Genomic DNA, 13774 nt, shown 5'->3' on the forward strand with positions numbered 1-13774 from the left:
TGATTTTAGCGTCTGTGTTCGGGCCATGTGCTGGACGTGTCTTCATCGGCCCTCTGTCTTCGTCCATGCATCTGATGAAATTCCATCTGGCGCACGATTTTGGCTTCCGAAGGTTTGCTGATCAGGAAACCGCCAAATGATCGTTCGTCAAATTTGAACAACACGAGCGTGGACGGTCCTGCTTTTGGCCAGTCGATTTTGGCGGCCCAGGTTTCGACGTTTTTCAAACTGTCCTTGCCGGAAAGGCTGAGTATGTCCTGGTCATGAAGTAAGTCCGTGTCGGTCGAATCCCATTTGATCGATGCCAGGCCGTTGGTCAGAGGGAAGAGTGTGATTTTTGTTCCGCGGATTTCAATCTGCAGGTTGCTATTGTCAACCGCTGTTGAGATCCAGATTGTTCCGACCTCCGCCTCAGGTGCCAGTCGCTCGCGGATGCCATGTGCCTCAACAAAACCACCGGTGTTGACGATCTTGAAATTCTGAGCAGGCTGGCTGTTTACAGGCGTCTGTTGTTGGGCGAGCGCAGGTTCTGACAGGAGAGGCTGATAGATAAGAACAAGGATTGCTGCTATGAATCTGAACATCTATTGCCTGCGTTGTTCCCCATGATATCTCTTAAAAATGATATGCTCATTTTGTAAATAAACATTTGTTATAAAAGAGAAATTAGTTTTTCCTTTCGTTAGGTAACTTTTACAATGCTAATTGTCTCGGATCGATCCGATTTGAGCGTGGTTTACCTCCTTGGTCTGTTACGCTCTGTAGGCATGCAGCTTGGCCAGCTTCGAAAATGAGTGGTTCTGTCCATCATCGCGCAGCACAATTTGTTGATCCTATCTGTGAATAACAAACCTGTAAGAGGGATGTGCCGTTGACGCTGGTCACGAGGTTGCTAGGTCAAAGGGTATGACCTTGAATTTGGTGAAACTCTGCGTCGGTGTGGACAGTGTCGAAAGCCTTCAGGCTTCGCTGGATTTTCGCGCGGAGCAACAGCGGCTGTCTGGGCAGCCACTGGAGCAGTTCCATACGACCCGCATGGTGCCTACACGAAAAGACGAGCTGCTGGATGGTGGGTCGCTCTATTGGGTCATCAAGGGCCGCATTCAGGTCCGTCAGCATTTGATTGATATTCGTAGCTTCACCGATCAGGGCGGAATCAAACGTTGCGATCTGGTGCTGGAGCCCCGATTGATCCCGACACAGTATCAGCCGAGGCGACCGTTTCAGGGCTGGCGCTATCTGAAACCGGAAGACTGCCCGGCGGATCTGCGTGGCATGTCTGAATCTGCCAATATGCCCGACCACATGCGCCGCGACCTGGCTGAGCTTTGCCTGATTTAGGCTTGGCTTAGATCAGCTCAAGGCCAGACCCTGCCTCGAATTAGGCCTGGTTCGGGTCTTTATTCTGGGTGTTTAGATCCAGATGTTTGAGGAGATCGGGCAGCATGGGCAATGCCGTACTGATACTTCCCTGGCGCTTTTTGTTGACCATCGCGAGATGGGTGTATCCATGGATAAGCGACCAGACGAGAAGTTCGATTTCCTCTGGATCAGCATCTGCGTGAACGAAGGGCGCGCAGGTCTCACGCAGGATTTCGTAAGCCCTTGTTGAAGCGGCTTCGAAGTGTGTGTTTCCACTGTCTATTTCCTGTCCGGAAAACATGAACAGGAAGAGTTCCCGGTGCTCGGCTGCAAAGTCCAGGTAGCCTTCACATGTCGCCAGAAGTCGGGCTTTGGGTGCTGAGTCGCGTGCCTCGTTTCGGCGTGCCTCCATCGCGGCTGCGAAGAGTTCGTAGCCGCGCGCAGAGATGGCCGTATAGAGCCCGGTCAGATTCTTGAAATGATAACCGGGAGCGGCATGGGATACGCCAGCCAGCGCCGCGCATTCTCGCAGGCTTAGCCCATCGGTTCCCTTTTTCTGCAAAATCGTGATGCCTGCTTCAACAAGGCACGAACGGAGTGTGCCGTCTCGCCGTCTGGTTGTTGTGTTTCGAGGCGTTGTCTTTGAATCGGTCATAAGGCAACTTTACAATCCAACTTGACACTGTCAAGCGCTACGGTATCTTGACAGTGTCAAGTTACGGAGAAGAGACGCATGAAAATTGGTTACCGATTTGTCCGCCCCCTCACAGTGATTGCTGGGCTCCTGTGTGTCCTCGTTGCGCTGGCCTCCTATCGGTTCGTGCCGTTCGGGGTTGCGGACACGATGGCGTTTCTGGCGTATCAATTGCCAGACAATCGCTGGTTTCTCTATGCTCATATAGCGATTGCCCCATTGTCCTTGATGCTCTTGCCACTGCAACTGAGCAGCCGGTTTCGCGCGAAATATTCCAAGGTGCACAGGTGGGGAGGGCGCTTGTATGTTCTCCTCATTCTCGTATCGGGCATTGCGGCCATTCAACTGGCGTCCTCTACGGAAGCCGGACCTTTGGCCGGGGTCGGGTTTGGGATCGTGGGCGTCTTGTGGCTGATTGTGACAGGATTGGGCTTCAGGAGTGGTCTGAGACGAGACTTTGTGGCACATCGGCGCTGGATGCTGCGATCCGCAGCTCTCACATTTGCAGCTGTTACCTTGCGGCTTTATTTGGGGCTGACAATGGCCGCAGGTCTGCCGTTTGGCCCTTCCTATACGGCGATTGCCTGGCTGTGTTGGGTACCTAATCTCTTTGTGATTGAGCTTTATTTGCGAGGCAGTCTCCGTTGGAAGTCGCGGCCTTTGTTGGCTCAGTGATGATCTTGTCGGAATGTAGCTTGCCAAGTGACGCCTTTGCACCCACGTTCTGTAAAGGGAACAGAGCTTTGGCAGGAGACGTACATGGCAGGGCGAAGGCCTCCTACAGACAGCAAGCGACAGCAAGCGGAGCTGCAAAGCGGGCTTGAGAACACAGGCGTTAGCCCCGTTTCCAATGCTGCGGAGGTTGCTGCCTTTCTGAGTCAGGCAAAGGCTCTGGACATGGTCAGGGGGAGTGCTGGCACACAGAATCGGGGTCGACTTATCTTTGCGCTGGATGCGACCATGAGCCGGCAGCGCACGTGGGACCGGGCTTGTCAGCTGCAGGCGGAGATGTTTCTCGAAGCAGACAGGATTTCCGGTCTGGATATCAAGCTTGTCTATTTTCGCGGGTTTTCCGAGTGCCGAGCTTCCAGGTGGTTCGATAAGGGCTCAGACTTGGCTGGGGCGATGTCCGGTATATCGTGCCAGGGTGGCCGCACTCAGATCCGGAAGGTGCTGACATCCGCCCTTGGTGAAGCGCGCAATTCCAAGGTGTCTGCAGTGGTCTATGTCGGCGACTGTATGGAAGAAGATATTGATGAATTATGCGCCCGGGCTGGCGAGCTTGGGCTGCTGGGAGTTCCCATGTTCCTGTTTCAGGAGGGGCGGGACCCATATGCCGAGCAGGCATTTCGCGAGATGGCACGACTGACAAAAGGTGCCTATTGTTCTTTTGATTCCGGCGCGGCCCGACAATTGGCTGATCTCTTGAAAGCTGTGGCGGTCTTTGCCTCCGGAGGGCGTTCTGCCTTGATGGCTCTTGAGCCTGATGGCGGCGCAGGCGTGCGGCTTTTGATCGAACAAATGAAGTAGATGAATGGTTTATCTTTTATTGGGTGTTGTCGCCATTGCGTTGATGGTTGCTGTTGGCCAAGGGTTTGTGCGTGCCAACCCGGCTGATCTGGCCCGGCAATTTAAAACCACTGGCGGAATTCTGCTCTTGGTGCTAGCTGGCATTTTAGCGCTCACAGGGCGATTTGGCTTTGCCATTGCAGCCGGTGGCTTCGGGCTGACGCTTTTGGGCCTGCGCGGGTCACGCGGCGGACGGGGCGCGGGCGCTCCGTCGAGTGGGCAGACCTCTCAGGTTCGGGCTGCCATGGTTGAGATGGAACTGGACCATGACAGCGGCGAAATGCGTGGAAGGGTCCTGGCTGGCCCGTTCACCGGGCAAGCCCTTGATGATCTTTCGCGCGAAGATCTGCAAGCATTTTGGGTCTCGACTGAAGCGGACGGACAAAGTCGCGCTTTAGTCGAAGCTTACCTCGACCGAAGGCTTCCCACATGGCGAGAAGACTTCGAGGCGGATCGAGCAGATCGGCATGGAGGCGCGGCGAGCGCGGGCTCCATGACAGATAAGGAGGCCTACGAGGTCCTGGGGCTTCCGGCTGATGCCGGGGACGCGGAAATTCGATCCGCGCACAGGAGGCTCATGAAGCGCATGCACCCCGACCATGGAGGCACTGCGTTTTTGGCTGCTAAACTCAACGAGGCTAAAGACAGGCTTCTCAGAAGACATTGACGACATCCGTTACGCGTTACTGGTAGATGGCATAGCAGGCGAACTTTGCCCGCTTCAGGGTCTTGCACGCGCTCAAAGCTGCGGTTTTGGTTTCAAAACCAACGAACCGCGCGCGGTAAAGGGTCTGGCCATTGGAGGTGACCGGTTCTGTGTAAGGCACTCGCTTGCGCAGGGTTGAACCTGTGCGTGACTTGGCCTTCTTGAGCATTTCAATGGCACCGCTTTCGCTTTCAGCCGCTGCAATTTGAACTTGCCAGCTTGGGTCTTGTTCAACGACGTCATTGGTTGCGATCGTCACCGTATCACTGGATTTCTCAGCTGCCTTTTGCGATTGGTTGGTGACTTTCACCATCGTAATTACAGGCTTTGAGGTGCCAGACGTTACGCTTGCCCCATTGGACGGTGCTTGATCGGGTACAGGGGCAATACTTGCTGCGGCAAAAGTGTTGGCCATCCGAAGTTTCACGTTTTTAGGCGGTACCGGGATCGTTCCGGTTATCAACCGTGTCGGGTCGTTTCGGGTGGATTTCTGATCGGCCAAGGCGAGAATGACTGGGGCAGCAGGAACTGCTTTTGTGCCTGGCTTCAGACTTGGCAGCGGCGCGACCTTGAGATGAGCTGCTTGGAAGCTTGGGGTGATATTGCGAGACACCAGCAGGGGAGCGGTTTTGCGCCCTCTACTGGCCTTCTTCATGTACTTGTTGATCAACTTGGTCATCTGTGCGTCACGGGATCGGCCCGTTTTTCCGCCCATAACAACAGCTACAATGTGACGGTTGTCGCGCTTGACCGAGCTGACAAGATTGAAACCGGAAGCGCGAATGTAGCCGGTCTTGATGCCATCAACACCCTTGACCCGGCCCAGCAGCTTGTTGTGGTTGCCATAGCGGCGCCCCTTGTAGGTGTAGGAGCGGGTGTTGAAATAGCCGTAGTATTTCGGAAAACGTTCCTGAATTGCGCGGCCAAGCGTTGCCATGTCGCGTGCGGTTGTCCGCTGCTTGGAGTTCGGCAGGCCATGGGGATTGCGGAACGTGGTTTTCTTCATGCCGATCTGATGGGCGGTGCGGGTCATGCGCACAGCAAACTTCTTTTCTGATCCGCCGATGTTTTCTGCAATAGTGCTGGCAACGTCATTTGCCGATTTGGTGACAAGAGCGAGGATTGCATCCTTCACCTTGATTTTTGATCCAGGCTTCAACCCGAGTTTCGATGGCGGGCGGCCGGACGCATATTTTGAAACCTTGAAGCTTGAATTCAGCGTCAAACGGCCAGCTTCCAGCTCTTCAAAGACGATATAAAGCGTCATGATCTTGGTGAGCGAGGCAGGGTAGCGCGGTGCGTCCGCGTTGGATGCATAGAGCGTCTTGCCTGTCTTGGCGTCCACGACAATACCAGCATATTTCGAATTTGCCGCAGCAGGCACAGCTATTGTTGCGATCAACCCGGCTATTGCCGCCGTCTTGATCCAAGAGCTCTTGATCCGTGTAGGGCGAAGGAAACGCATACCAAACACTATTACTCATCCCATTAGGGGTCACACGGTTGCAGCATGTCCACCCTGAAATCCTGTATGGATAAAGGGTATAGATGTATGAAAGCTGCTGATTTGATGTCCAATGTGATGGAAACGCGGTTACGAATGAGTAAATGAAATCGATCTAATGCAGAAAATAATTAGCTGAAAATTAGTATTAATCAAATGTTAATAGCATAATTTATGTATTAATTTTTGTAATTAAAAATAAATTTAAATTTTATTCTAATTAAATAGTATATTATGGTTATTTTTATATTAACGTAAGTATAGTTTGTATTTGATATTATATTGTATTTTTATGCTGTTCATTTTGTTTGTGTCCATTTGTAATTGGGAAGTATCTCGGGTTTTCTTGGGGTTGAGTGTATAAATTACCTAGTGTTTGAAATATTGCGGCGCAAAATAATATTTGACAATAATTGTGCGCTGCGGGATATTTTGCGTAGGGTCAATACAGAATAGATGCCGCTGAGTTGATCTTGTTCAATTGCTATTTTCGACATGGCATCATCGGAAGTATGGGGTCTGGAAATGATGAATAAATTCGATGAGCTTCAGAAACTGGTAAAAGACAACATGGATCTTAGCATGGAGAGCCTTGGTACTGTTTCCAAGGGCATGCAGGCAATTGCCGCCGAAGTGGCTGATTATCAGAAAAAATCTTTTGACGAAGGTACCGCAGTTGCTGAAAAAGTCGTTGCGTCCCAGTCCATAGAAAAGGCTTTTGAAGCGCAGAGCGATTATTTCAAGACGGCCTATGAAGGTTTTGTTGGTGAATTGACCAAAATCGGCGAGATGTATTCTGACATGTCAAAAGGCCTCATCAAGCCTTACGAAGCAATGCTCGGCACAATTGGTAAGTAAGACCGCCAAAAGGGTCTGACTTCATGGTGTTTTGTTAAACCCGGCTCTTGCGAGTCGGGTTTTTGTGTTTTCGCCTTTACCGCATAGGGCTTTTTCAGTGTCCGGGGTTTAAAAGCCTCTGATCAGACCTACATCAGATCCTCAAGCCATTACACAACAGTGCCCTTTCTGGCTGTACCCAGATTATCAGATGTGTGTGGAATAGCGGTGTGTACTTTGCATTTGCCGGTGTAATGCCTGAGTAATGTCAAATGGGCGCAGAATTTCGGGTTTTCGAAAAGGTTTTGACCATTTTGTATGCCTCCGAATTAAAATGAACCTTCCGGTTCAGGCTTTGACTTGGTCGTTGCGGTTGCTAAGCTGCAAAAAGATGTTGAATTGAGGACTATGAGCTTGGAAATGGCAGGCGGGCCTGACTTTGAAGATGAGGATGGTGATACGGGAACCGTCGTCATCACCAGAACCAAAACGGTTACCAAACGCCCAAATATGTACCGGGTGTTGCTCCTTAATGACGATTATACGCCGATGGAGTTCGTGATTCATGTCGTGGAAAGTTTCTTCCAGAAGAATAGGGAAGAAGCGACTCGGGTCATGTTGCATGTCCATCATCATGGTGTCGGGGAGTGTGGGATCTTTTCCTACGAAGTTGCCGAAACAAAAGTGACGCAAGTTATGGATTTCGCCCGTAAGCACCAGCATCCATTGCAGTGTGTTATGGAGAAGAAGTGAAGGATATCGAACGTGCCGTCATTCTCCCGTAGCCTGGAAAAAGCGCTTCATCAGGCGCTGTCTTTCGCCAATGAACGCCAACAAGAATATGCGACGCTGGAGCACCTCCTGCTTGCGCTTCTGGATGACCAGGATGCTGCAGCTGTCATGAGGGCTTGCAATGTTGACCTGGATGCCATTCGCCGAAGTCTGGTCGAATATCTGGAAACGGAGCTGGAAAATCTGGTCACAGATGGTGACGATGATTCCAAACCGACAGCTGGATTCCAACGCGTTATTCAACGCGCGGTCATTCATGTACAGTCGTCTGGCCGTGAGGAAGTGACCGGAGCTAATGTTCTGGTTGCGATCTTTGCCGAGCGAGAAAGCCATGCGGCTTACTTCCTGCAGGATCAGGACATGACCCGCTATGACGCGGTCAATTACATTTCTCATGGCATTGCCAAGCGTCCAGGTGGGCCTGACGATGACGTTGTCGATGGTGAAGAGGAAGCTGAAGACCTGGCTGAGAGCGGCGCGGGTGATGCCAAGCCCAAGGCAAAGACCGATGCGCTGGAAGCTTATTGCGTCAACCTCAACCAAAAGTCGGAGAAGGGCAAGATCGATCCGTTGATCGGCCGTGATACCGAGATTTCCAGAACCATCCAGATCCTGTGCCGTCGTTCGAAGAACAATCCTTTGTTTGTCGGTGATCCGGGCGTTGGTAAAACGGCGATTGCGGAAGGTCTTGCGCACCGGATCGTCAAAGGCGATGTGCCGGAAGTTCTGGCTGACGCGACCATCTTCTCCCTTGATATGGGCGCGTTGCTGGCGGGCACCCGCTACCGCGGCGATTTTGAAGAACGCCTGAAGCAGGTGATGAAGGAAATCGAGGAATATCCGGGCGCCGTGATGTTCATCGACGAAATTCATACCATAATTGGTGCTGGAGCGACCTCGGGCGGTGCAATGGATGCGTCGAACCTGTTGAAGCCGGCCCTGGCGTCTGGTGCGATCCGTTGCATTGGATCAACGACTTACAAGGAATACCGTCAGTTCTTCGAGAAGGACCGTGCCCTTGTGCGCCGGTTCCAGAAGATTGACGTCAATGAGCCTAGCATTCCGGATGCGATTGATATTCTGAAGGGGTTGAAGCCGTACTTTGAGGACTTCCACAAGGTGCGCTACACCCATGATGCGATCAGAACCGCGGTTGAGCTGTCTGCGAAATATATTGCGGATCGCAAGTTGCCGGATAAGGCGATCGATGTTCTGGATGAAACCGGTGCGTCTCAGATGCTGTTGCCGGAATCGCGTCGCCGCAAGACAATTGGCGTCAAGGAAATTGAAAACACAGTCGCGACGATGGCCCGGATTCCGCCCAAAACGGTGTCGAAGGATGATGCTGAAGTTCTCTCCAGTCTTGGCGCAGACCTGAAGCGTGTGGTCTATGGCCAGGAAGCAGCCATCGACGTGCTGTCGTCTGCGATCAAGCTGGCCCGTGCTGGCCTGCGCGAACCGAACAAGCCGATTGGCAGTTACCTGTTCTCTGGGCCGACAGGGGTCGGCAAAACAGAAGCTGCACGCCAGTTGGCGTCATCGCTCGGTGTAGAGCTGATCCGCTTTGACATGTCCGAATATATGGAGCGCCATACGGTTTCGCGCCTTATTGGGGCGCCTCCCGGATATGTTGGGTTTGATCAAGGTGGCTTGCTGACGGACGGTGTGGATCAACATCCTCATTGCGTGCTGCTGCTGGATGAGATCGAAAAGGCTCACCCAGACCTGTTCAATATTCTTCTGCAGGTGATGGATCACGGCAAGCTGACAGATCACAACGGAAAACAGGTCGATTTCCGGAATGTCATCTTGATCATGACGACAAACGCGGGGGCTGCTGACATGGCGAAATCTCCGGTTGGCTTCAACCGCGTGAAGCGGGAAGGGGATGATTCCGAGGCGATCAACAAGCTGTTCACGCCCGAATTCCGCAATCGTCTTGATGCGGTCGTGCCATTCTCCAACTTGCCGAAGGACGTGGTACACAAGGTCGTTGAGAAGTTCGTCATGCAGCTGGAAGTCCAGCTGGCAGATCGTGGTGTGACGTTCGAGCTGACCGAAGCGGCAACCGAATGGTTGGCGGAGAAAGGCTATGACGATCAGATGGGTGCCCGTCCGCTTGGCCGGGTGATCCAAGAGCACATCAAACGGCCTCTCGCCGATGAAGTGTTGTTCGGCAAGTTGAAAAAGGGTGGCATGGTCAAGGTCACCGTGTCCGAGGACAAGGCTGGTTTGCTGCTTGAGAGCATTGAAGAACGTGCTCCAGCTCCGCCGAAGGCCAAGGCCAAACCTGCTGCCAAACCCAAGCGTCGCCGCAAACCGGCAGCTGCCAAGGCTGAGGTTAAGGCCGAGCCGAAAACGCCGCCAAAGTCCGGCGGCAAGGGACGCAGCAGGAAGAGTTTGGTTCCCAAGGTGCCTCTGGCCGATTGAGCCGGAACATCTATTGAAATAAAATAGGCCGGGGTGCGGATATCGCCCCGGCTTTTTTGTTTTGAATTGGTATTTTCCAGCAGGGCTTTAGCATGATCGATCAAACAACACTTCTGACATATCTCGCTGTTTTGCTTGGGTTCGTGGTGATGCCGGGACCAGCTATCCTGTTGACGCTGGCGCGCTCTGCAAGCTCGGGAACACGGGTCGGTATTGCCACCGGTTTGGGAATAGCCGCCGGTGACCTCGTTCATACAGCTATGTTGGTGCTTGGTGTTTCAGCCATCATCATGGCATCTGCGGTTTTGTTCAGCGTTATCAAATTTATTGGGGCAGGCTATTTGATGTATCTCGGCATTCGCCTGTTTTTCGACAGGTCCGCTTCTGACATTCAGACAAATGCGCAGCTACTCTCGCCAAGGTCTGCGTTTCGGCAAGCGGTTCTGGCTGAGTTATTAAACCCGAAATCTGCGATGTTCTTTCTGGCGTTCTTGCCACAATTTGTCCGGCCTGAAGCTGGTTCAGTCGCGTTGCAACTGGCTATTCTTGGTGTTCTGTTTGTAGCCATGGGCTTGCTCAGCACCGTGTGCGTCGCTGTGTCCGCGGGCAGGGGTGCTGGGGTTCTTAAGCGACAGCCTGCTGTTTTGCGCTGGCAGGGGAAGGTCGTTGGCAGCATCTATTGCGCCCTCGGCTTGCGATTGGCTTTTCAGCAGAGATAATTGTTGTCTGGGATCTTGGAGGGAGAACCGTGCGGGTGAAACAGGTGTCGGGTGGCCTTTTACTGCACTTGCATTTGACAGACAGGGGTATGGGGATTAGTAAGGAAGCCTTCCTAATTTCCGGTCCCCGGGTCCGATGCTCATGTCACAAGATGCTGTTCAGAAACCACAAGATGCCGATGAGGCTTCGTTGCCTGGGCGCGTTTGGTTTTTTCGCGGCTCCCGGGCGGCTGTTTCGATCCCTGCGCTGATTTTGACGGCTGCTTTTGTCGGTTATGCCGGGCTTGCGCGGGGCAGTGGTCTTAGTCTGGCAGAGACGCTGTTGATGACTGGCATGGTCTGGGCGCTGCCGTCGATTGTTGTTTTAACCGGAGCGATTTCCTCTGGTCTGGGCCTGGTGCCTGCCGCGATTGCAGTCGCTCTTGCCTCTGTACGTTTGATGCCCATGACGATGGCGCTGGTGCCATTGGTCAAGGTTGAGGGCAAAACGAAGCGTTGGCAGCTGCTTTACATTTCTCATTTTGTTGCGATTACGGCCTGGGTTTATGGCATGCGGAATTTGCCGAACTTGCCCAGGGAAGGGCGCTTGCCGTTCTTTGCCGGGTTCGGCACGACGGTGACGAGCTTCGTCTTCTGCATGACAGGCATTGCCTACATGCTGGTTGAGCGCATGCCGCCGGTTCTGGCTGGTGCCCTGTTTCTGCTGACGCCAATTTATTTCGTCTGTTCATTGTGGAGTGCCTCGAAGATCTCTGCGGATAAGGCCGCGATGATCATCGGGCTTTTGCTCGGGCCACTGTTTTACATATATCTTCCGGGTCTGGATCTGCTGTGGACCGGCCTTGTCGGCGGGACTATTGCCTATCTGATCACCCGTTATATGCGCCGGGGGCTGGCATGATTGATCCCTGGTGGTGGCCGACTGTGATGATTATCGTTGCTGGCTGGCTGGCGACGGACATCTGGCGCTGGATTGGTGTGTTCGCCGGTGGCAAGCTGCGCGAAGATGGTGAGCTGCTTATTTGGGTACGCTCTGTGGCCACTGCGCTGGTGGCTGGCGTGATCGCCAAGCTGATCCTCTATCCGACCGGCATTCTGGCAGAAACACCTGCCTGGCTGCGCGTGCTGGCTGCAGGTTGTGGCTTTGCGTTATTTCTTGCGGCTGGGCAACGTGTGATCGTTGGTGTTCTGGTGGGCGAAGTGGTGCTTGTGGTTGGCTGGTTGCTGCTGGGCGGGGTCTGACGGTTCAGCCCCATAAAGCTTCACAAGCTTTTGTGCTTCTTCGCGCATTGCAGTCCGCAGTTCTTCAGGCTCCAGGACTTCGATGTCACAGCCAAATCTCATAAGGTCAACACAGGTCTGCCGAATGCTACCTGTCTGGATTGTAGCCCGGAGCCAACCGGCATCATCAGGCTGCTGATCATAGACGGCACTTGTTCGTACATAGGGAGGGACAAGCGCTTCAAATAATTTGTTGCCATAAGGGGACAGGCGCACGACGACCTTGGTTGGATGCAGTTCCTCTTCCAGGCGCCGGGTGTTCTCGTTCCAATAGGATGCGAGATGAAATTTCTCCGGGCGCTCAAACGTGGCCTCCAGGGTTTTTAACTTAAGAATACGTGAGATCCGGTAAGTGCGCACCGCGCCCTCAATTGTGCCAGCCAGATACCAGGTGCCGCTTTTCAATACGATGCCGAGCGGTGAAACGCAGCGACATTTTTCAGCTTTCCAGCTTCGATAGAGAATCTCAATCTGCCGCTGATCCCGAATGGCGTTGGCGATTTCGGGCAAGTGTGCCGGATGTTCGGCTTCGGAAAACCAGGCTGGCGCATCCAGATGAAACCGGTTCTGATATTGCTCGGCATTCTGGCGGATAGCTTCCGGTAAGGCTGCCAAGAGCTTGTTCTGTGCCGCTGCCATGACAGCTCCCAACCCCAGATCTGCAGCAGGGCCGGGCAACCCGGTCAGGAACAGGGTGTCCGCTTCAGCGGCGGACAGCCCATTGAGCTGCGTACGGTAACCGTCGAGCAGTCTGTAGCCGCCCTCTGATCCCCGCTCGCTGTAGACCGGAATTCCAGCCAGGCTCAGCGCGTCAATGTCGCGATAAATGGTGCGCAGGGAGACCTCGCACTCATCGGACAGCGTTTGGGCTGTCACTCTTCCGCGCGCTTGCAAGATCGTCAGGATGGAAAGAAGGCGGCTTGCTTTCATGATGTTTTATTAAACCAACCTGACAGAAATTGACAGGTATGGGGGTTTAGGTTGGCGCCGGATCCACTTTATGGATCCCACAGGAGGCACTGACTGATGCACGACAAGATTACTTTCTATTATGCGCCGCAAACGCGGGCTCTCAGCACGGCCATTTTGCTGGACGAGTTGAATGCCCCCTATGAACTTCATGTGCTGAACATGAAGGTTCAGGAAAACCGTCAGCCGGAGTTTCTGGCACTAAATCCATTGGGCAAGGTCCCTGCGATCCTCCACGGCGACACACTTGTGACAGAGCAGGTCGCGATCCAGCTTTACCTGGGAGATTTGTTTCCTAACGCTGGAATTACACCGGCCATCGCGGATCCCCGGCGTGGTTCTTACCTGCGCTGGATGGTGATCTATGCAGCTTGCTTTGAACCGGCGCTGGTGGATGCTTTCATGAAACGGGAGCCGGTTGACGAAACCATGTCTCCATACGGTACCCATGAGCAGGTGATAGACCTCATTCGGGCGCAACTCTCCACGGGGCCTTATCTCCTGGGAGACAGGTTTACGGTCGCCGATGTACTTTGGGCAACGGCGCTCATGTGGACGATGCAGTTCGGGATTGCGCCCAAGCTGCAGGAGTTTACGGATTACACGGCGAGAGTGTTTGAGCGACCGTGTTTCAAACAGGCCCTTGAGAAAGATGCATCGATGGCTGCCGAACATGAAGCGGCGGCGGCTGGCTGAAAAATGCAAATCGCCCCGGCATGGGTACTTGCCGGGGCGATTTATCAGGTTTCGAAGTGTTCGAGCGGCATTCGTTGAGGTCTTGCCCTAGGCTTCAGACCCATAAAATGGCTATGCAAATCACTTGAAGTCTGATTCAAGCTCCTGAACAGGAGTTTTGCGATGTCAGATGGATGTTTCTGGCTCAGCGATGAGCAGTTCTCGAAGTTGCAGCC

Annotated in this window: 15 protein-coding genes; 11 read left to right on the forward strand and 4 right to left on the reverse strand. The window is 53.3% G+C overall.

Annotated features, from left to right (window positions below; all coding sequences use genetic code 11):
- Positions 1 to 5: 5 nt before the first annotated feature.
- Positions 6 to 584: a hypothetical protein gene (locus tag V6575_RS21840; RefSeq protein ID WP_340277464.1), complete on the reverse strand. Its 579-nt coding sequence runs from the start codon at positions 582 to 584 to the stop codon at positions 6 to 8.
- Positions 585 to 906: 322 nt separating this feature from the next.
- Here V6575_RS21840 and V6575_RS21845 point away from each other — a divergent pair, with 322 nt between their 5' ends.
- Positions 907 to 1341, forward strand: coding sequence for a DUF1489 family protein (locus tag V6575_RS21845; protein ID WP_340277465.1), 435 nt, complete (start codon positions 907 to 909; stop codon positions 1339 to 1341).
- A gap of 40 nt (positions 1342 to 1381) precedes the next feature.
- Here V6575_RS21845 and V6575_RS21850 read toward each other — a convergent pair whose 3' ends face one another.
- Positions 1382 to 2017, reverse strand: a complete 636-nt coding sequence (locus tag V6575_RS21850) for a TetR/AcrR family transcriptional regulator (RefSeq protein WP_340277466.1) — start codon at positions 2015 to 2017, stop codon at positions 1382 to 1384.
- Between the two features lie 78 nt (positions 2018 to 2095).
- Here V6575_RS21850 and V6575_RS21855 point away from each other — a divergent pair, with 78 nt between their 5' ends.
- The 3 genes from V6575_RS21855 (at position 2096) to V6575_RS21865 (ending at position 4292) form a co-directional block, all read left to right on the forward strand.
- Entirely contained in the window at positions 2096 to 2731 is a 636-nt protein-coding gene (locus V6575_RS21855) for a DUF2306 domain-containing protein (protein WP_340277468.1), read from the forward strand.
- Positions 2732 to 2815: 84 nt separating this feature from the next.
- Positions 2816 to 3586: a vWA domain-containing protein gene (locus V6575_RS21860; RefSeq protein ID WP_340277469.1), complete on the forward strand. Its 771-nt coding sequence runs from the start codon at positions 2816 to 2818 to the stop codon at positions 3584 to 3586.
- Between the two features lie 4 nt (positions 3587 to 3590).
- Complete coding sequence (locus V6575_RS21865; RefSeq protein WP_340277471.1) at positions 3591 to 4292, forward strand: DnaJ domain-containing protein; 702 nt, start codon at positions 3591 to 3593, stop codon at positions 4290 to 4292.
- A 16-nt stretch (positions 4293 to 4308) separates the two neighbouring features.
- On the opposite strand, the gene V6575_RS21870 is transcribed toward V6575_RS21865, so the two are convergent.
- The gene (locus tag V6575_RS21870) at positions 4309 to 5796 is read right to left on the reverse strand and encodes a serine hydrolase (RefSeq protein ID WP_340277472.1); all 1488 of its coding nucleotides are present in this window, start codon (positions 5794 to 5796) and stop codon (positions 4309 to 4311) included.
- A gap of 564 nt (positions 5797 to 6360) precedes the next feature.
- On the opposite strand from V6575_RS21870, the gene V6575_RS21875 reads away from it, so the two are divergent.
- From V6575_RS21875 to V6575_RS21900, 6 genes are all read left to right on the forward strand, one after another.
- A complete protein-coding gene (locus V6575_RS21875; RefSeq protein ID WP_340277474.1) occupies positions 6361 to 6693 on the forward strand; it encodes a phasin family protein in 333 nt (110 codons plus the stop codon).
- Between the two features lie 399 nt (positions 6694 to 7092).
- Positions 7093 to 7425, forward strand: a complete 333-nt coding sequence (gene clpS, locus V6575_RS21880; RefSeq protein ID WP_340277488.1) for an ATP-dependent Clp protease adapter ClpS — start codon at positions 7093 to 7095, stop codon at positions 7423 to 7425.
- A 12-nt stretch (positions 7426 to 7437) separates the two neighbouring features.
- Positions 7438 to 9894, forward strand: a complete 2457-nt coding sequence (gene clpA, locus V6575_RS21885) for an ATP-dependent Clp protease ATP-binding subunit ClpA (protein ID WP_340277477.1) — start codon at positions 7438 to 7440, stop codon at positions 9892 to 9894.
- Between the two features lie 92 nt (positions 9895 to 9986).
- The gene (locus V6575_RS21890; protein WP_340277479.1) at positions 9987 to 10613 is read left to right on the forward strand and encodes a LysE family translocator; all 627 of its coding nucleotides are present in this window, start codon (positions 9987 to 9989) and stop codon (positions 10611 to 10613) included.
- A 142-nt stretch (positions 10614 to 10755) separates the two neighbouring features.
- Complete coding sequence (locus tag V6575_RS21895) at positions 10756 to 11514, forward strand: AzlC family ABC transporter permease (protein ID WP_340277481.1); 759 nt, start codon at positions 10756 to 10758, stop codon at positions 11512 to 11514.
- A complete protein-coding gene (locus V6575_RS21900) occupies positions 11511 to 11855 on the forward strand; it encodes an AzlD domain-containing protein (protein WP_340277483.1) in 345 nt (114 codons plus the stop codon). The genes V6575_RS21895 and V6575_RS21900 overlap by 4 nt, the downstream gene beginning before the upstream one ends.
- Here the strand turns inward: V6575_RS21900 and V6575_RS21905 are convergent.
- Complete coding sequence (locus V6575_RS21905) at positions 11763 to 12824, reverse strand: helix-turn-helix transcriptional regulator (RefSeq protein ID WP_340277484.1); 1062 nt, start codon at positions 12822 to 12824, stop codon at positions 11763 to 11765. The genes V6575_RS21900 and V6575_RS21905 overlap by 93 nt on opposite strands.
- A 96-nt stretch (positions 12825 to 12920) precedes the next feature.
- Between V6575_RS21905 and V6575_RS21910 the strand changes: the two genes are divergently transcribed.
- A complete protein-coding gene (locus V6575_RS21910; protein WP_340277485.1) occupies positions 12921 to 13559 on the forward strand; it encodes a glutathione S-transferase family protein in 639 nt (212 codons plus the stop codon).
- Positions 13560 to 13774 lie beyond the last annotated feature (215 nt).

The sequence above is a fragment of the Roseibium algae genome, from assembly GCF_037783265.1.
Classification (GTDB): domain Bacteria; phylum Pseudomonadota; class Alphaproteobacteria; order Rhizobiales; family Stappiaceae; genus Roseibium; species Roseibium algae.

Excerpts from the sequence above, each read along its gene's own strand:
- V6575_RS21875 (WP_340277474.1), top strand. The coding sequence starts at position 6,361 with ATGATGAATAAATTCGATGAGCTTCAGAAACTGGTAAAAGACAACATG.
- V6575_RS21905 (WP_340277484.1), bottom strand. The coding sequence starts at position 12,824 with ATGAAAGCAAGCCGCCTTCTTTCCATCCTGACGATCTTGCAAGCGCGC.
- V6575_RS21845 (WP_340277465.1), top strand. The coding sequence starts at position 907 with ATGACCTTGAATTTGGTGAAACTCTGCGTCGGTGTGGACAGTGTCGAA.
- V6575_RS21900 (WP_340277483.1), top strand. The coding sequence starts at position 11,511 with ATGATTGATCCCTGGTGGTGGCCGACTGTGATGATTATCGTTGCTGGC.
- clpS (WP_340277488.1), top strand. The coding sequence starts at position 7,093 with ATGGCAGGCGGGCCTGACTTTGAAGATGAGGATGGTGATACGGGAACC.
- V6575_RS21840 (WP_340277464.1), bottom strand. The coding sequence starts at position 584 with ATGTTCAGATTCATAGCAGCAATCCTTGTTCTTATCTATCAGCCTCTC.
- V6575_RS21855 (WP_340277468.1), top strand. The coding sequence starts at position 2,096 with ATGAAAATTGGTTACCGATTTGTCCGCCCCCTCACAGTGATTGCTGGG.
- V6575_RS21870 (WP_340277472.1), bottom strand. The coding sequence starts at position 5,796 with ATGCGTTTCCTTCGCCCTACACGGATCAAGAGCTCTTGGATCAAGACG.
- V6575_RS21850 (WP_340277466.1), bottom strand. The coding sequence starts at position 2,017 with ATGACCGATTCAAAGACAACGCCTCGAAACACAACAACCAGACGGCGA.
- V6575_RS21895 (WP_340277481.1), top strand. The coding sequence starts at position 10,756 with ATGTCACAAGATGCTGTTCAGAAACCACAAGATGCCGATGAGGCTTCG.
- V6575_RS21910 (WP_340277485.1), top strand. The coding sequence starts at position 12,921 with ATGCACGACAAGATTACTTTCTATTATGCGCCGCAAACGCGGGCTCTC.
- V6575_RS21890 (WP_340277479.1), top strand. The coding sequence starts at position 9,987 with ATGATCGATCAAACAACACTTCTGACATATCTCGCTGTTTTGCTTGGG.
- V6575_RS21865 (WP_340277471.1), top strand. The coding sequence starts at position 3,591 with ATGGTTTATCTTTTATTGGGTGTTGTCGCCATTGCGTTGATGGTTGCT.
- V6575_RS21860 (WP_340277469.1), top strand. The coding sequence starts at position 2,816 with ATGGCAGGGCGAAGGCCTCCTACAGACAGCAAGCGACAGCAAGCGGAG.